We start from the raw sequence: 13,677 nt of genomic DNA, 5'->3' as shown, positions 1-13,677 counted from the left end.
GAGTACGGCATTCCTTGGCTTAATCAGTGTTCGTGCTTCGATGGCGCAAAAGCAGAATACGTTTTACCGAACCGCGTCATGACAAAGCACCAGAGGGAGGCCCTAGATGAGTACTTTGCCTAACAAGTACAAGCAGGTTGCTGCGGGCCTTTGGCCCTTCGCGGGGCAGCCTACGCTACGCTCCGGCCGCCCCTGTTGTAGTCGTTATGTGTCACCGTTAGCACAAGCTTGGCTATTCAACAGAAATATGGATTTTTAATAGATCGCATGAAAAGTTGGTTTATACCCGTTTCAATTGTTCTTCTTCTGCTCGTACTTGCTGTGGTCGTGCCGGCCATCATGCTTCAGTTAAAAATAGATAAGTGCTTAGATAGTGGCGGTAAGTTCATGCATGACAGTAAACAGTGTGAGGTCGTAAAGTAGTTAATGTATCCAACACATAACAAGTCAATCAATGTCGCCCCTTCGGGGCTGGACCTCCGCACTGCGTGCTCCGGCCCATTATTGAGGCATTAGAGCTCTCTAGGTAGTTACGAAATGGTATCTGAAGGTCCTGTGTTCTCATTGGGAGAATATATCTCTGAGCACAAAGATGATGATTGTGGTACGTGGGAGAATGGTCACGCTCCTTATATTGAGTATGTTCTAAATCAATTTAATGAACAGGAATCAAAGGAATTCAGTGAAAAGATATGGATGTGGTCAGATTTTCACTTGTATATGCTGGCAGATCCAATTCTCTTTTGTAAAAATGAATATATTGATCGTTATTTTTTATATTCAAAAATATTTGGCCAGGTTGGTGATGTGGAATACTTGGAATACTTAGCTGAAAACCTACGAGCTGTTATTCTTAACTCGAAAATGAAAAATATGGATAGTGATTTTCTGAGCAGGATAAAGAGCAATCTAGTTAAGATAATTGAAACAACAGATAACCCGAATTGGGCCGAAGCACATAATCAATTGATCAACTTATTGATGGAAGAGATTCTGAGGAATGACGGGGAGAAAGCATGTCTCTAGTGGTAGCTAAAATTCGTCAAATTCTAACTCCACCGGACAGCCTACACAGCGTTCTGGCTGCCGTTTAGCAAAGCGTTATGAATCGAGTAGATTTTTGAGGATTATGAGTAATAAAGTTATTTTTATAATGGCCTTTTTTATGGTTGTTTGTGGGGTAGGTTGTGCAAGCCAAGAGGATCTTCTCCATGCTGATCTTTGGTCTGATGATTCATATATAAACACTCCTAAAAACAGTGAGGCTGCACAGGATCTAGGCAAAACACCTCGGGCTAGAATGTTGGAACAACGAAATATTGATAAAGAGAGAAAGAATCAATCATTAAAAGATCAGTTACTTGATGATTTAATTTTGGGTAAAGATGGAAAGATTAATTTTTAGCCTAATGTCAGTAGTACTCAAAGTATGGTGTCTCCGGCAAACCCATACAAAGCCATTAGATTCACTCTGGCCAAAAAGTACGTGGCCTCCACTGGACTACCTCCGCGTTGCTCCGGCATCCGTTTATAGCGGCGTTACCTAGAAAAAGAAAATCGAATCATGAAAGAACCAGAACTAATCGTCATCCTTCTAAATCTAGTCATCGTGCTTATTGCATATTTCATGATTTATCCTAAGTTAGCAGGGGCAGATGGGAATAAACTAGCAATTAGTGATATTTTTGCATCAGGCATATCGATATTAATAGCTGGCACCTTGTTCTGGAATTCAGGGCAAGAATTTAATGCCTTGTTTTTTAAGCTGAACTGGTTTTGGTTTACGTTATTCACATATGCTGCAATAGAGATACCTTTAATGCTTTGGTATTACAAAAGAAACAATGTTTGGGAATCGTTCAGCAGCTAAGAAGCATATCAAACACCTTCCAGCCGAAATTGGTAATAAAACTATTTTCAGAAACCATCTAAACTTTTCCTGGGAACTCTTTTCCTGGGGGGTATCCGGAAGAAATGGAAGATGACATCGCCAGTCTATACGACTGGGTGGGATATTTGCCGAAGGTGGCAACTTGAGTGCAAATAAGCCTGTTTTCCCTGTCGTCAAAATGTATCTTGTGTTTGGCGGGCTAGACATTGAGTATTGAAACCAGTGTTTTTCTAATAAAATCATAGCGTTACATTTTTGTGTGCGGAAGACTGGCAGTGTTGAGGTCAGCGGTTCGATCCCGCTTAGCTCCACCAAATTATCGTTGTAAATCAACGACAAAAAAACCGCTCAAGCAGCGGTTTTTTTGTGCCTGAAATTTAAGTTCATATTAAGTCCGCCAATTCCTTTGGGGGTAAACAAGCTAAGCGACTTCTAACTGGTAATTAGCTTCGGCCCAAAACTCCAATTTTGTATGAATTTACAGTGATACACTTTGTTGGACTTGGTCGATAAAGTGATTGCGAATAGTTTTTCCTTTTTCACGCTGCCTCCTGGCTATCCACAGTTTGTTTTGGGGGCTGACCTTGGGTAGCTTCAGAGAGCGCGGCTATTTGCTCGCGCATGCCGTTTATTTATTACTGCTGGTTTTCTACTGTGGCCATCAAGGTCTTGGGTGATTTGCAATAGCTGGGAGAATTCATTCATGGCCTGTACCTACCACTTTCTTGAACCGGCCTATTGCCGGCTCTCAGTACTTGCAGTGCTGGCAAACCCAATCGCGTAGTAGCAGCTTCACGTTGAATACTGGCTCTGCGAGTTTTCCACAGATAGGACAGTGTATTTTTGGGAGCTGCTGGGCCTGGTTCACACTGTACCCTTCCTTTGGGTTTCAAGGTGAGACCACTCGACGCAAAGGGTGCGAAACTTTTTCTCGCCATGCGCAATGACGTTTTGGGGGTCTTTACCTGTAATTAAGTTGAGTGCGTGCTGATCGTTATCCCCATCCAGTAGAGCGAGTTCGGCAACGGGGACCGTAAAATCATTACTGTTCCAGGCCGAAAGCAATACCTGTGCAGCTATTGCGCTAGCGCCGGAGTAGCCGTTGGCTACGGTGAGTAGGGTTTCCACACTCTGTATTGGGCTGAAACTACTCATGCCGCATCACCTCCAAACGGAGGCCAATCATCACCCTGCGGAGGTCGAGCCAACGCAGGTTTTGGCTGTGTGTGGTGGTCTTTATGGCTTGAGGCAACGATTGGCCTGGTATAACCACTGGGGTGTGTTATATCGCGTTGAGTTAGGGCTGTTGGGAGTACATAGACTTTGGCGGTCATACGATGCCCTCGCGGTTATTGCAGATGCGGAGTGTTCGAATAGTGGGGCGGCGTTGGATACGGGTGCGTAATTGCTCTTGTGCACCCTTACCAATACCGCTGAGAACTGAGGCGATCAGAGCGAACTGAGTTAATCCGTGCTTTACCGCCTTGGCCACCGCTTCAGTACGGTTGTGGGTATGCAGTTTGTAAAAGCATTCCATCAGCAAGTTGGTGACATTGGCTACAGAGCACTGAATTGCTTCCGCAGTCTCCTTGTTCGAGAGGCCGTGGGCTCGGTGAGTTAACGCTTCGGCTTGGCGCTAGTGACCTTAGGTTGCATGCTGTTTGTATTTTGATGCCCTGTCCTTGGTTAACAACCACAGTAGCCGAAAGTTAATTTTTTAAAAGCTCCTCTCCTTGATATGCTCAGTGAGCGCTTATCACGGAGGATAAGAATGAAAAAACTAAGACATGCAGTAGTAGTAGTTCTGCTAGTGGCTGGCCTTGGTGGTTGTATTGCAACGAATGAGACGCCAGCGATTATTAGTGAGTACTTTGCTTTAGAGCACCTTTCAACAAAGCAAGAAGTATTGAGTAAGGTGAGGCAAGCTTTGTTACGGGATGGGTTTCAGATTTTGTCCTCTGATTTAGAGGCGGGTTATATCTCTACATCCCTAAAAAACTGGAAGCTCACGCCGGAGCAGGCCAATTGTGGTGCAAACGAGGGCAGAGATTATTTAGAGGATAATTACACCAAGACAGAAGTCGCCTTTAATGTGGTTGTTGATGATAGGGATGTGATTGTTCGCTCAAATATTCAGGGCGAATACTTACCGGGGAAGCCGGCTCGAGATCTTACTTTGAACTGTGTTTCTCGCGGTGTTATTGAAGTTGAGATGGTCAAAAAGATTCTGTTGTGATTCTCAGCATTCAAAAAAGCCCGCTACTGCGGGCTTTTTTGTGTCCTACTACAGGGGTGTAGGAGCCAATAATTACGCCACAAAACGATATATCTTTGCCTGTAACTTCCATCGGGGAGCGGATTGGATTGATGGGGAGTAGATAAATATGGCCCATATCTTCTGTATAGCCTTTGAAGGTGACCTCACCATTTATTTTGGCGATAACTCGGCAGCCATTGGTCAGAGGTTTGTCGGGGTCGACAAAAATGATTGTCCCTTCTGGATAAGAGCGCTGGCCTGCGTAGGGGCTAGTCATGCTATCGCTATTTACTCGTAATGCGAAAGCGCGGTTTGAGTGAGCAGCGGGGTAGGGCAGCCAAGCTTCGGCTTCCCCTGGCTCTAGTAGGTCTACGGCTTCACAAAATGCTCCCGCCTGCGCCCAGCTAATCAGTGGAATTCTTCCTTGGGTTCGTGGTCCTTGCGTAACATTGCTTTCCTCCTTGATACCTAGCTCACCAGGTCCACTGCCGGCACCGGTAAGAGGGCGATACCTCCGAAACTCCGTAAAAAAATCGAGCTGGCTACCCAGCTGGTTGTTACCCGTGCTCGCCTACGCCCTGATGTATTTGGTCCTTTGGACGACCAAGTAAGTGTTGAAATCCAGTGAGCAAGCTAACTGGGCATAAGTTTGCTGGTAAAACCTGAAGATCAACCATTTTCAAATCCCTCTGTTGCGACATGGTGATTCTGCTGCTTGTGGAGTAGGGCGGTAATTCGGTGCGCTATATGGAAATCTATACAGGAGGTGGGTGGTGAGCTTTGAAGCTGCGGCATGGGCCATTAAACGCAGGACTAGAACACCAACAGCAAAGCTGGTTTTAATCGCGTTGGCCGATTGCCATAACAGTGATACCGGGCAGTGTGACACGGGCAATGCGTACCTGGCCGACGTTGCGCAATGCACGAAACGTTCAGTGATCAATGCCATCGAAGAGCTGGAAGAACTGGGCTACTTGAGCGCCGAAAAATCCAACGAGCGCAGAACCAATTATGATCTCTTTTTACACGTAAACCGATGCAATGATTTCACCGATATAAATGACAACACGTCCTTCTCTATAGAACCAGTATGAAACCAGTAGAGAGAGGCACAGTTCCAAAACGCGCCAACCCCCAACGTGGCACACGCCTGCCCGGAAACTGGGTTCTCACAGACAAATTCCGTACCGAAGCCCAGAGCCTCCGCCCAGACCTGATCCCCAGAATCCACGACATTGTCGAAAGCTTCCGCGATTACTGGATATCCCAGCCCGGCCAGAGGGGCATAAAACTCGATTGGCTCGCCACCTGGCGCAACTGGCTAAAACGCGAGAAATACATCACCTCACAACCCCTGGCGTCCGGGCAACAGCGAACACGAAGTCTCAGCGCAGTCGAAATCGCAACGGATACCAACTGGTAAAACCCAATCACCAAGGAGCGCTCACCATGTGCACAGTCACCATCCCAGAAGCCATCGAAAGGATTTCCACAACCAACCCCAGCAGCCCCCTAGCCGTATTCCGCACCAAGTACGCTCACCTCGTGGAGGTTGTGTTCGCGAATACGGTAGTTACCCAATTCTGGATAAACCAGGGTCACATAAATTACCTGGGCACGTATCACCGAGACAATTTGCACGCAGCCGAAAGGCGATTTCAGGATTATTACGAGAGCATGCCGCAGGCTGCTTGATGGGGTACTTGGCTGGTTTTTGGTTGCTTGAAAATTGCTTGGGGGGCATGACATGAAATTCGATAGTGCTAGACAAGCGTGGCACGACGCCTTTGATGGCTCCACAGCCGCATTTGATTATGAGGTCATGGGCGGCCGAAGTACGGTTTTATCAGCTGGGAGAGGGCGTAAGGTTGTAATTCGCGGAGAGGTGCAGGGGAGGGCCAATCAGGTTATTTACTGAGTGGATGCTCCAAGAGTCAGCGCGAAAGAAACCCCTGGGGCCAGGGACAGTGGCAACCGCATCATGGATGTCTGTGAGAAAGGGTTAATCCAAGATGCAGTTGCAAAGCTACAAGTGAATGACCCGTTGGCCTACTGCTGGGGCATGGCCGCCTACGCCCCTCTAGCCGCAAGAATTAAAGAGCGGGCAGCACTACTGCAATACTTGATGTCTGAGTTCGACAAATGGGAGGAACCGCACCCGCGAGAGAAGGTTGGCCAGCTAGCGCTATTTTGTATTAATGCGTGTGCACTACGTGATGTGAATGGCCGATTAATAGACCTGGGCCATGCGCGGACAATTTTACGATGTGACAAAAAGCGTTGGGATAGGGAGTGGGTGAAGATTTGGAAGCGCTTGCAGCGGCGTTTGGACCCTTTACCCGCAAGAGCTTTAGGGCCTGTTTCTGAGATTGTGCAAGAGTACAGAGGGCGGCTTAAAGCTGTTTGTTGACAGCTTTGTCCTGAGGGGGTATAAATTCCCTAGCATGCAGTTCTTCTGCTCTGCAGGAATCCGGCCTTCCCAGCCGGGTTTTTTATATCCCGATCATGGGTCATGGATGAATGAGGGCTTTCTGTCTATGACTGTATTTAAGAAATATTAGATCGGTCGATGATTTCGATAAATTAGTATCTTAATAATTATTGATTGAGCTTTGGATGAAAAAATTAGTATTCATCGTATTTGGTTTTTTGTTTTCTCTTGAAGTCGCTGCTGTGAGTAGTGGGTTTGTGGATATATCTGATAATAAGATTCAACTTATAAATGGTAGTGGAACGAGTAGACTTCTTGTTTACGGCGTAACCATGAGCGGTACGACATGCACTAATACAGATGTTCCGATATTGTTTTTTAGCGAAAGTGATATAGCTAAAGAAATGTATTCCATGATTCTGTCTGCTAAAGTGACAGGAAGAAAGGTAAATATATTTTCTGGTGAATGTGTGAGTCTAGGGGGAGCTACCTATAATTCCATTACCTCTGTCTATATGAATTGAGAGTGGAGTGGTTAAGTAACTATTTTTATCGGTGCTAACTTAAGTGGCCAAAATCAGTATTCAGTTTTAATTCTTTGTCTCTGTTGAAAAGTAATCCGGCTACTTTAGCCGGGTTTTTTCGTTTCTGGGGCTTTATTTTCATCTCTCGGTGAACTCTGTACTTGGCTTCATTTTGGACAAGCTGTCCGCTTTTATTTTCAAGGGGAAATAAGATATTGTCCTTGTCGTAAAAATTTACAGATGACTTTACAAACTTTATTCCTAGAGATTTAGCTATTTCATCTCATGGAAATTATCTAACTTTTGCTAAAAGCTTAAGCGGTTAAAAACTCATGCAGCTGTAGACATGATATTGACTAATCAGATGTCAGAATCTCCATTGATTTCCGCGATACATGTAAATAAACAAAAGTGAATATGCAATTATTGAAACCTATAGCAAATATGATCTTGGTTGTTAAGTGTGAATTTGGATAAGCACTTGCCTAGGTCACTCAGAGCGTATCAATTAAGTAAAGGAGCTACTTGTGAAGGCATTAATTGCATTTGCTGCAATCACATTGATGACAATTAGTACAAATGTTATTTCAGATGACAATACTGCAATATTGATTCAAGTTGGTGGCGGCAATCTAGCCAATACAGATCAATCAGGCCTAACGACCCAAAATAACTTAATAGTTCAGACTCAAATTGGTACCTCTAATGAATCAGTTGCCGCGCAAAATGCTGGTACCAATAGCAGTGAAGCAACACATCTACAGAATGGGGAGCTAAACTTTTCTAGTTCGTCCCAGATTAATGACACCTCTCTTAGTAGCATCTCAATAGTGCAGCTGGGGCAATCAAATGAAGGCTTTGCAGAGCAAGGCAATGTCTCTCTAAGTGCTGCATTGGTAGGTCAAGTAGGATCATCGAACCAAGCATTTGTTGGCCAGCGTGATGTTGAAACCAGTTTTGCGAGTTCTAACCAAGTTGGCTCAATGAATGTGTCTTTCTTGGCTCAAATTCTTACCTTTGAAAGTATTGCTTTGATCAATCAACTGGGATCTATGAATCAAGCTAGCCTAGCTCAATCGGGTCCAGTTATGGCAAGTATTGCCTTGATCAATCAATTCGGTGATATGAATGGAGTTAGCCTTGGCCAAATAGCGGTTAGCGAAAGCAGTGCTTCAATCAACCAAGTAGGTTCTGCGAATTGGGCCAGTATTACCCAAATTGGAGCGATGGCGAGTAGTGCTTTTATTAATCAGTTGGGCTCTACAAATGAAGCTATTCTCAGCCAAGGGAATGGAGTTGCTGGAAGTGTTGCTTCCATGAATCAAGTGGGTCAAATGAATATTGGAGAAGTAGGCCAACTTGAAGCTATTGATAGTACTGCGTTTGTTAACCAGTTTGGTTCCATGAATATGGCTGGCACTGATCAGAATGAGGTTACTGGAAGTGGGGCCCTGGTCAATCAATTGGGCGCTATGAATGAAGCTAACGTTTTTCAAAATATGGTTACTTCAAGCAGTAGCACTATCAACCAGTTAGGTACCATGAATATTGCAGGAAACGGCCAAAATACCGCCGCAGCAAGTAGTACTTCAATTAATCAAATAGGTTCTATGAATGCAGTTGGTATTGGCCAGGGTACGATCACATCAGTTCATAATTTTATAAATCAAATAGGTGTAATGAATGTTGTCGGAATTTCCCAGGGGGGTACAGAAAATACAATCTCGCTTAATCAATTAGGCGTAATGAATAGTATTGGTATATCTCAGTCAGGTACAGAAGGCTCTATTAGTTCGAATCAAGTAGGATCAATGAATGAGGCTCGACCTTTCCAAATTTTTGTTGCCGATAGTAGCGCCTTGACCAATCAAGTGGGGGTTATGAATGACGCTAACATTAATCAAAGTACAACTTTAGAAACTAGTGGATCTATCACTCAAATAGGTTCTATGAATGATGCAGATATTACCCAGCCATCCGCAGTTCTTAGTATTGCTTCTACAACTCAATTAGGAATTGGTAATAGCCATACAATTAACCAAGCTGGAGTTGGTCAAACTGCTGTAGTAGTTCAGGTAGGAAATGGTAATGTAGGAACGATTACCCAGTGATAACAAGTTTTCCATCGCGATTTAGTTAAGATTTGCTTTACAGTATTAGACTTCCATTGCGAGCGAAACTGCTATCATTAGGTGCTTCCTGGAGCTGGAGTATGTTGTTGTAACTAGCTTTTGTGAATGACTTGTTATGATCTTTTGACTTTCTCAATGTTTGACTATTGTAGAAAAGTATTCTCTCGATAAGTCCTGACCAAAAGATAAATTATTAAGGCTCGCTTAATGCGAGCTTTTTCATTTCTGGTAACTCAATGTTCAATAATGACTACTTCCTAAACAGAGAAATGGCTTGTCATTGCTGTGAAAAAAATCATTTTAAAGATGAAACACTCAGACGCTTGATTCGAGCCAGAGAGCGTTATGGCAAACCAATGATTATTAATTCCGGTTACCGCTGTCCAGCTCATAACGCCAGATTAAATGCCACCATGACCCATGCCTCCGGCCAGGCTGTTGATGTTTCTGTAGCTGTGAGCGGGGCGCATAAGCTTATAAAAATTTCCTTAGGAGAGGGTTTCACCGGTATAGGAGTGAAGCAGAAAGGGCTAATCAAAGAGCGGTCTATTCATTTGGATGACCTTGGATCAATTTCTGGTAAGCATTCGCGCCCTACGGTATGGAGCTATTAATGATTTTAGCTATATCCGACCTATTCGGAAAAGCCATAGACAAGGCGTTCCCGGATAAGGCGGAAGCTAACCGACTCAAAGAGCGGGTGGCACTACTACAATACTTGATGAGTGAATTCGACCAATGGGAACAGCCGTACCTTTCAGAGAAATTGAGCTAGTTGGCACTATTTTGCATTAATGCGTTTACGTTGAGTGATGCGAATGGGCGATTAATAGACTGGGGTCATGCGCGGACAATTTTACGATGTGACAAAAAGAGTTGGGATAGGGAGTGGATAAAAATTTGGAAGCGCTTGCAGAGGAGTTTGGACCCTTTACCCGCAAGAGCTTTAGGACCTGTTTCTGAAGTTGTGTAAGAGTACAGAGGGCAGCTTAAGGCCGCATGCTGACAGCTTTGTCCTGAGTAGGTATAAATTCCCTAGCATGCAGTTTTTCTGTTTACAAAAAAACCAGCTCCCTCACCTGGGTTTTTTCTGTCTAAATATTCTATATGTTGATTTGTGAGTTGATAGACTGTCTATTTCTAATATGCCTATCCTTTATAAATATTGATCAAGTCTGCTTGATGATATTGGAGTAAAATTTGGTACAAACATTGGTTTGTCTGTTTTGATAATTTGCATTTGTGTACCAATTTTTCCCAAGCGAGAGTTGTTAAATATACTGAAATCGAATTAACTGGCTTGAATGGTGGATGTTAAAAATATATTGAATTTTGTGAGCGTATTGGTGTTAATTTTTAAGTGACTGTGTTTTAAAGGTATAAATAAATGGCCACCAGGTTTAAATTTTCTTTATTTTTAGTGCTTGTGTTTTTCTCAGGGGGTGCTTTTTCTCAGTCCTTACTCTACTCAAGTGAGTTTGATTTGAAAAGAAAGGGTGGGGGAGAATTGTATGGAAGTTGGGTTTCTGTAAACCAGGCGAACTATATTGTTTCTACAAGAGAAGAGCTTCAGAATGCTTTGGCTCAGGCTTCCGCTGGTCAAATTGTATATGTCAGTGATAACGCAGAAATAGATTTAACAGGATACTGGGATTTAGATATTCCTAGCGGAGTTACACTTGCTTCTGGTAGAGGACAGGATGGAGCTCTTGGAGGACTTCTTTTTACAGATGAAATGAGTAAGAGGGGGTTGTTCAATTTAGGTGATAGATCCGACATCAGGATTACAGGTCTTAGATTTAAAGGGCCATTTGCGGGGATCGAAACAGATGATTGTGGTAATAGAGATGCTGATGGTATACGAGTAATGTCATCTTCTTCTGTTGAAATTGACAACAACGAGTTCTTTGCTTGGCCCTTTTCGGGAATCAAGATTAATTCTTCAAGAGCAATTGACATACACCATAATCATATACATCACAATCGGCGAAGTGAGAGAACAGAAGGTTGTCGTTTTTATGGGCTTGGTTATGGCGTTGTTACTGACACTAGTCAGGATATGACTATTAGGCATAATCTTTTTCACCATAATCGTCATGATATTGCTAGTGCGGGTAGTATAGATGAATGGACAGAGTATGAAGCGGCATACAACCTAGTTTTAGGTGGAGCAAATAGCCATAGTTTTGATGTTCATGGAGGTGATGATAAAGATCATCGTGATGATCATAACGCTGGTCATTATTTTTTATATCACCACAATATTTTTTATAACCCCAACTATACTGCGGTTAAAGTTAGAGGAATACCTATTAAGGGGGCATGGGTCTTTGATAACGTTTTTTCTCATGATGATAAAGAGTTTGCTGTTCGACAGCATTATGTAACAGGGAATTTAACTGTTGGAAAAGATGAAGTTGGTGTAGAAAAGCCTAATGTTTATGGTGAAAAGGTGCCAGGTTATTGGAGTATTTCTTACTCTGGTGATCAATATTGGGAATGGCGTCGATTTGAAGATGAAGATTTTAATAACTTTGGCTGGGGAGACTTTGATGGCGATGGAGCGACTGATGCACTTCTTGCTAATGGCTCAGATTGGTTTACGTCTCCAAAAGCAAAGGGTGATTTAACCAAATTGGTTTCTTCGAGTGTTACTAAAGATAAGTTGCGATTTGGTGACTTTAATGGTGATGGGAAAACTGATGTTTTCAGAGCTAGTGGTGAAGGATGGTATGTAGTGTGGTCAGGAAAAGGAACCTGGAATAGAATTGGTACTTCATCTACAACAGTGGATAGCCTTTCTTTTGCTGATTTTGATGGCGATGGTATAACTGATATTGTTCATAACTCTAAAGCGACGTGGTCTGTATCTTGGTCTGGAACTTCCGGGTGGAAGACGCTAAATACAAATATGCCTGACTTTTCAGATTCAGTGATTGGTGATTTTAATGGTGATGGAATCGCAGACGTATTAAAGGCTGATGGTACTTACTGGTGGGTAAGTTTATCAGGTCAGGATCCATGGATAAAATGGGGGATATCGAAAATAACTGTGGATAGAATGAAGCTTGCTGATTTTGATGGAGATGGTACTAGTGATATTTTTATAGTAAGCAATTCTGACTGGTTGGTGTCTTTCTCCGGAAAGTCTGGATGGGAGAAAATTAATGCATCTTCTGTTTCTATTCAAGATTTAGTGATCAAAGATTTTAATGGTGACGGAAAAGCTGACGTGTTAACTAAGTTTTGATAGTGATTTAGCCCCTCCTTCATATGAGAGGGTTTTATACTCTAATCTAAATCTACTGGTTGTTATAAAGTCCGCTTTAAGCGGGCTTTTTTATTTGTGATGATTTAATGTTCGAAAATAACTATTTCTTAAGCCGGGAGCTAGCTTGTCGCTGTTGTGCAAAAATCATTTTAAAGATTAAATGCTAATGCGATTAATTTGAGTTAGGGAGCGTTATGGGCAAACCCGTGATGATTACTTCTAGTTATCGGCGTCCGGCTCAAAACGAAAAATTGAATGCGACCATGACCCATACCTCTGGGCAGGCTGTTGATGTTTCTGTGGGCGTAGGTTGGGTGCAAAAGCTAATCAAAATTGCCTTAGAAGAGAGTCTCACCGGTATAGACGTGAAACAAAAGGGCTGATCAAAGAGCGATTTATTTGGATGACCTTGTTTCAATTTCTGACGAGTGTTCGTTCAAACAATTTTAGGGTGTGCCGAAAAGCGTTAGGATAGGGATTAGGTAAAAATTTGGAATCGCTTGCAGCAGAGTTCGGACCCTTTGCTCGCAAAAGCTTGAGGGCCTGTGTCTGAGTTTGTTCAGGAGTACAAAGGGTGGCTTAAAGCCGCGTGTTGACACCTTTTTCCTGAGGAAGTATAAACTCCTCAGCATGCAGTTTTTCTGCTTTGAATAATTAAACCGGCTATTGAGCCGGTTTTTTACGCCCTGATTACATAGAAGTTTTAATTAACAATGTAACTCCAACCCCAGTTTTCGATTTGGGAGTATGTTTTGCATGAGCTAGTCCCAACAGCATGTATTTTTTTGCCTTGAGCTTGAGCTGCCAGAAGCATTGAATATATAGCCGCGCCGCCATTTTCATTCGTGTCGAAAGCAAGCATATCTTTATAGTTGGAGGCAGTACAATCGGCGGGTTCATAGTTTAGGTCAGACTTGAATTTGACATGCCCTTTTCCTGACTCGTCGATACGTACATACTCAATATCAAATGAAGATGCGATGCCAGCTGCACTGGTGATTGATGAGTAAGTTAAGGCAATGGCAATCAGTAATATTAATTTTTTCATGGTAAGATTTTTTACGTTTATTTATAAAATATTCTCATCTAAAAGTAATAAATTTGATCTATAGATGAGTTTGATGTTCTTATGGTTTGATTTACTTCTATATACGGGTAGTAATTAGTTATT

At 42.9% G+C, this 13,677-nt stretch carries 18 protein-coding genes; 14 read left to right on the top strand and 4 right to left on the bottom strand.

The features are described 5' to 3' along the window. Positions 1–537: 537 nt before the first annotated feature. The 3 genes from ABWV76_RS21585 (at position 538) to ABWV76_RS21575 (ending at position 1,870) form a co-directional block, all read left to right on the top strand. The gene (locus tag ABWV76_RS21585; protein WP_353377239.1) at positions 538–1,026 is read left to right on the top strand and encodes a hypothetical protein; all 489 of its coding nucleotides are present in this window, start codon (positions 538–540) and stop codon (positions 1,024–1,026) included. Between the two features lie 103 nt (positions 1,027–1,129). After that, positions 1,130–1,405 carry a hypothetical protein gene (locus ABWV76_RS21580; protein ID WP_020412085.1) on the top strand — a complete coding sequence of 92 codons (276 nt, stop codon included), beginning with the start codon at positions 1,130–1,132 and terminating at the stop codon, positions 1,403–1,405. 159 nt (positions 1,406–1,564) lie between these two features. Beyond that, positions 1,565–1,870 carry a hypothetical protein gene (locus tag ABWV76_RS21575; protein WP_353377238.1) on the top strand — a complete coding sequence of 102 codons (306 nt, stop codon included), beginning with the start codon at positions 1,565–1,567 and terminating at the stop codon, positions 1,868–1,870. A gap of 885 nt (positions 1,871–2,755) precedes the next feature. Here the strand turns inward: ABWV76_RS21575 and ABWV76_RS21570 are convergent. Together ABWV76_RS21570 and ABWV76_RS21565 are read right to left on the bottom strand one after the other, a co-directional pair. Then, positions 2,756–3,046 carry a DUF7673 family protein gene (locus ABWV76_RS21570; RefSeq protein ID WP_353377237.1) on the bottom strand — a complete coding sequence of 97 codons (291 nt, stop codon included), beginning with the start codon at positions 3,044–3,046 and terminating at the stop codon, positions 2,756–2,758. A 175-nt stretch (positions 3,047–3,221) separates the two neighbouring features. Then, the gene (locus ABWV76_RS21565) at positions 3,222–3,428 is read right to left on the bottom strand and encodes a hypothetical protein (protein ID WP_353377236.1); all 207 of its coding nucleotides are present in this window, start codon (positions 3,426–3,428) and stop codon (positions 3,222–3,224) included. A 234-nt stretch (positions 3,429–3,662) separates the two neighbouring features. Here ABWV76_RS21565 and ABWV76_RS21560 point away from each other — a divergent pair, with 234 nt between their 5' ends. After that, entirely contained in the window at positions 3,663–4,127 is a 465-nt protein-coding gene (locus ABWV76_RS21560; protein ID WP_353377235.1) for a hypothetical protein, read from the top strand. A gap of 10 nt (positions 4,128–4,137) precedes the next feature. Here ABWV76_RS21560 and ABWV76_RS21555 read toward each other — a convergent pair whose 3' ends face one another. After that, on the bottom strand, positions 4,138–4,557 hold the full coding sequence (locus tag ABWV76_RS21555) for a LexA family protein (protein WP_353377241.1): 420 nt from the start codon (positions 4,555–4,557) through the stop codon (positions 4,138–4,140). A 364-nt stretch (positions 4,558–4,921) separates the two neighbouring features. Between ABWV76_RS21555 and ABWV76_RS21550 the strand changes: the two genes are divergently transcribed. The 10 genes from ABWV76_RS21550 to ABWV76_RS21505 all read left to right on the top strand — a co-directional run bounded on the left by ABWV76_RS21550 (position 4,922) and on the right by ABWV76_RS21505 (position 12,889). Continuing rightward, entirely contained in the window at positions 4,922–5,242 is a 321-nt protein-coding gene (locus tag ABWV76_RS21550; protein WP_353377234.1) for a helix-turn-helix domain-containing protein, read from the top strand. Then, a complete protein-coding gene (locus tag ABWV76_RS21545) occupies positions 5,239–5,571 on the top strand; it encodes a hypothetical protein (protein ID WP_353377233.1) in 333 nt (110 codons plus the stop codon). The genes ABWV76_RS21550 and ABWV76_RS21545 overlap by 4 nt, the downstream gene beginning before the upstream one ends. Before the next feature lie 324 nt (positions 5,572–5,895). Beyond that, positions 5,896–6,066, top strand: coding sequence for a hypothetical protein (locus ABWV76_RS21540; protein WP_353377232.1), 171 nt, complete (start codon positions 5,896–5,898; stop codon positions 6,064–6,066). Continuing rightward, positions 6,067–6,558, top strand: coding sequence for a hypothetical protein (locus tag ABWV76_RS21535; protein WP_353377231.1), 492 nt, complete (start codon positions 6,067–6,069; stop codon positions 6,556–6,558). Between the two features lie 206 nt (positions 6,559–6,764). Next, positions 6,765–7,103: a hypothetical protein gene (locus ABWV76_RS21530; RefSeq protein WP_353377230.1), complete on the top strand. Its 339-nt coding sequence runs from the start codon at positions 6,765–6,767 to the stop codon at positions 7,101–7,103. A gap of 527 nt (positions 7,104–7,630) precedes the next feature. Continuing rightward, entirely contained in the window at positions 7,631–9,214 is a 1,584-nt protein-coding gene (locus ABWV76_RS21525) for a hypothetical protein (RefSeq protein WP_353377229.1), read from the top strand. A 257-nt stretch (positions 9,215–9,471) separates the two neighbouring features. Beyond that, positions 9,472–9,849 (top strand): D-Ala-D-Ala carboxypeptidase family metallohydrolase, encoded by a 378-nt coding sequence (locus ABWV76_RS21520; protein ID WP_353377228.1) that lies wholly within the window; start codon positions 9,472–9,474, stop codon positions 9,847–9,849. After that, positions 9,849–10,010 carry a hypothetical protein gene (locus tag ABWV76_RS21515; protein WP_353377227.1) on the top strand — a complete coding sequence of 54 codons (162 nt, stop codon included), beginning with the start codon at positions 9,849–9,851 and terminating at the stop codon, positions 10,008–10,010. The genes ABWV76_RS21520 and ABWV76_RS21515 overlap by 1 nt, the downstream gene beginning before the upstream one ends. A gap of 612 nt (positions 10,011–10,622) precedes the next feature. Further along, a complete protein-coding gene (locus ABWV76_RS21510; RefSeq protein WP_353377226.1) occupies positions 10,623–12,485 on the top strand; it encodes an FG-GAP repeat domain-containing protein in 1,863 nt (620 codons plus the stop codon). 215 nt (positions 12,486–12,700) lie between these two features. Continuing rightward, positions 12,701–12,889: a D-Ala-D-Ala carboxypeptidase family metallohydrolase gene (locus ABWV76_RS21505; RefSeq protein WP_353377225.1), complete on the top strand. Its 189-nt coding sequence runs from the start codon at positions 12,701–12,703 to the stop codon at positions 12,887–12,889. A 320-nt stretch (positions 12,890–13,209) separates the two neighbouring features. Here the strand turns inward: ABWV76_RS21505 and ABWV76_RS21500 are convergent, their stop codons facing one another. Then, entirely contained in the window at positions 13,210–13,554 is a 345-nt protein-coding gene (locus ABWV76_RS21500) for a hypothetical protein (RefSeq protein WP_353377224.1), read from the bottom strand. Between the last annotated feature and the right edge of the window lie 123 nt (positions 13,555–13,677).

The sequence above is a fragment of the Microbulbifer sp. NBRC 101763 genome, from assembly GCF_040371615.1.
In the GTDB taxonomy this organism is placed as follows: domain Bacteria; phylum Pseudomonadota; class Gammaproteobacteria; order Pseudomonadales; family Cellvibrionaceae; genus Microbulbifer; species Microbulbifer variabilis.
The sequence above is the reverse complement of the archived record's forward strand: the minus strand, read 5'-3'. Positions and strand labels throughout refer to the sequence as shown.

What these genes read in the sequence shown, in the direction of transcription:
- ABWV76_RS21545 (WP_353377233.1), top strand. Translation starts at nt 5,239, where the DNA reads ATGAAACCAGTAGAGAGAGGCACAGTTCCAAAACGCGCCAACCCCCAA.
- ABWV76_RS21520 (WP_353377228.1), top strand. Translation starts at nt 9,472, where the DNA reads ATGTTCAATAATGACTACTTCCTAAACAGAGAAATGGCTTGTCATTGC.
- ABWV76_RS21515 (WP_353377227.1), top strand. Translation starts at nt 9,849, where the DNA reads ATGATTTTAGCTATATCCGACCTATTCGGAAAAGCCATAGACAAGGCG.
- ABWV76_RS21500 (WP_353377224.1), bottom strand. Translation starts at nt 13,554, where the DNA reads ATGAAAAAATTAATATTACTGATTGCCATTGCCTTAACTTACTCATCA.
- ABWV76_RS21560 (WP_353377235.1), top strand. Translation starts at nt 3,663, where the DNA reads ATGAAAAAACTAAGACATGCAGTAGTAGTAGTTCTGCTAGTGGCTGGC.
- ABWV76_RS21580 (WP_020412085.1), top strand. Translation starts at nt 1,130, where the DNA reads ATGAGTAATAAAGTTATTTTTATAATGGCCTTTTTTATGGTTGTTTGT.
- ABWV76_RS21575 (WP_353377238.1), top strand. Translation starts at nt 1,565, where the DNA reads ATGAAAGAACCAGAACTAATCGTCATCCTTCTAAATCTAGTCATCGTG.
- ABWV76_RS21565 (WP_353377236.1), bottom strand. Translation starts at nt 3,428, where the DNA reads ATGGAATGCTTTTACAAACTGCATACCCACAACCGTACTGAAGCGGTG.
- ABWV76_RS21505 (WP_353377225.1), top strand. Translation starts at nt 12,701, where the DNA reads ATGGGCAAACCCGTGATGATTACTTCTAGTTATCGGCGTCCGGCTCAA.
- ABWV76_RS21585 (WP_353377239.1), top strand. Translation starts at nt 538, where the DNA reads ATGGTATCTGAAGGTCCTGTGTTCTCATTGGGAGAATATATCTCTGAG.
- ABWV76_RS21530 (WP_353377230.1), top strand. Translation starts at nt 6,765, where the DNA reads ATGAAAAAATTAGTATTCATCGTATTTGGTTTTTTGTTTTCTCTTGAA.
- ABWV76_RS21510 (WP_353377226.1), top strand. Translation starts at nt 10,623, where the DNA reads ATGGCCACCAGGTTTAAATTTTCTTTATTTTTAGTGCTTGTGTTTTTC.
- ABWV76_RS21570 (WP_353377237.1), bottom strand. Translation starts at nt 3,046, where the DNA reads ATGAGTAGTTTCAGCCCAATACAGAGTGTGGAAACCCTACTCACCGTA.
- ABWV76_RS21540 (WP_353377232.1), top strand. Translation starts at nt 5,896, where the DNA reads ATGAAATTCGATAGTGCTAGACAAGCGTGGCACGACGCCTTTGATGGC.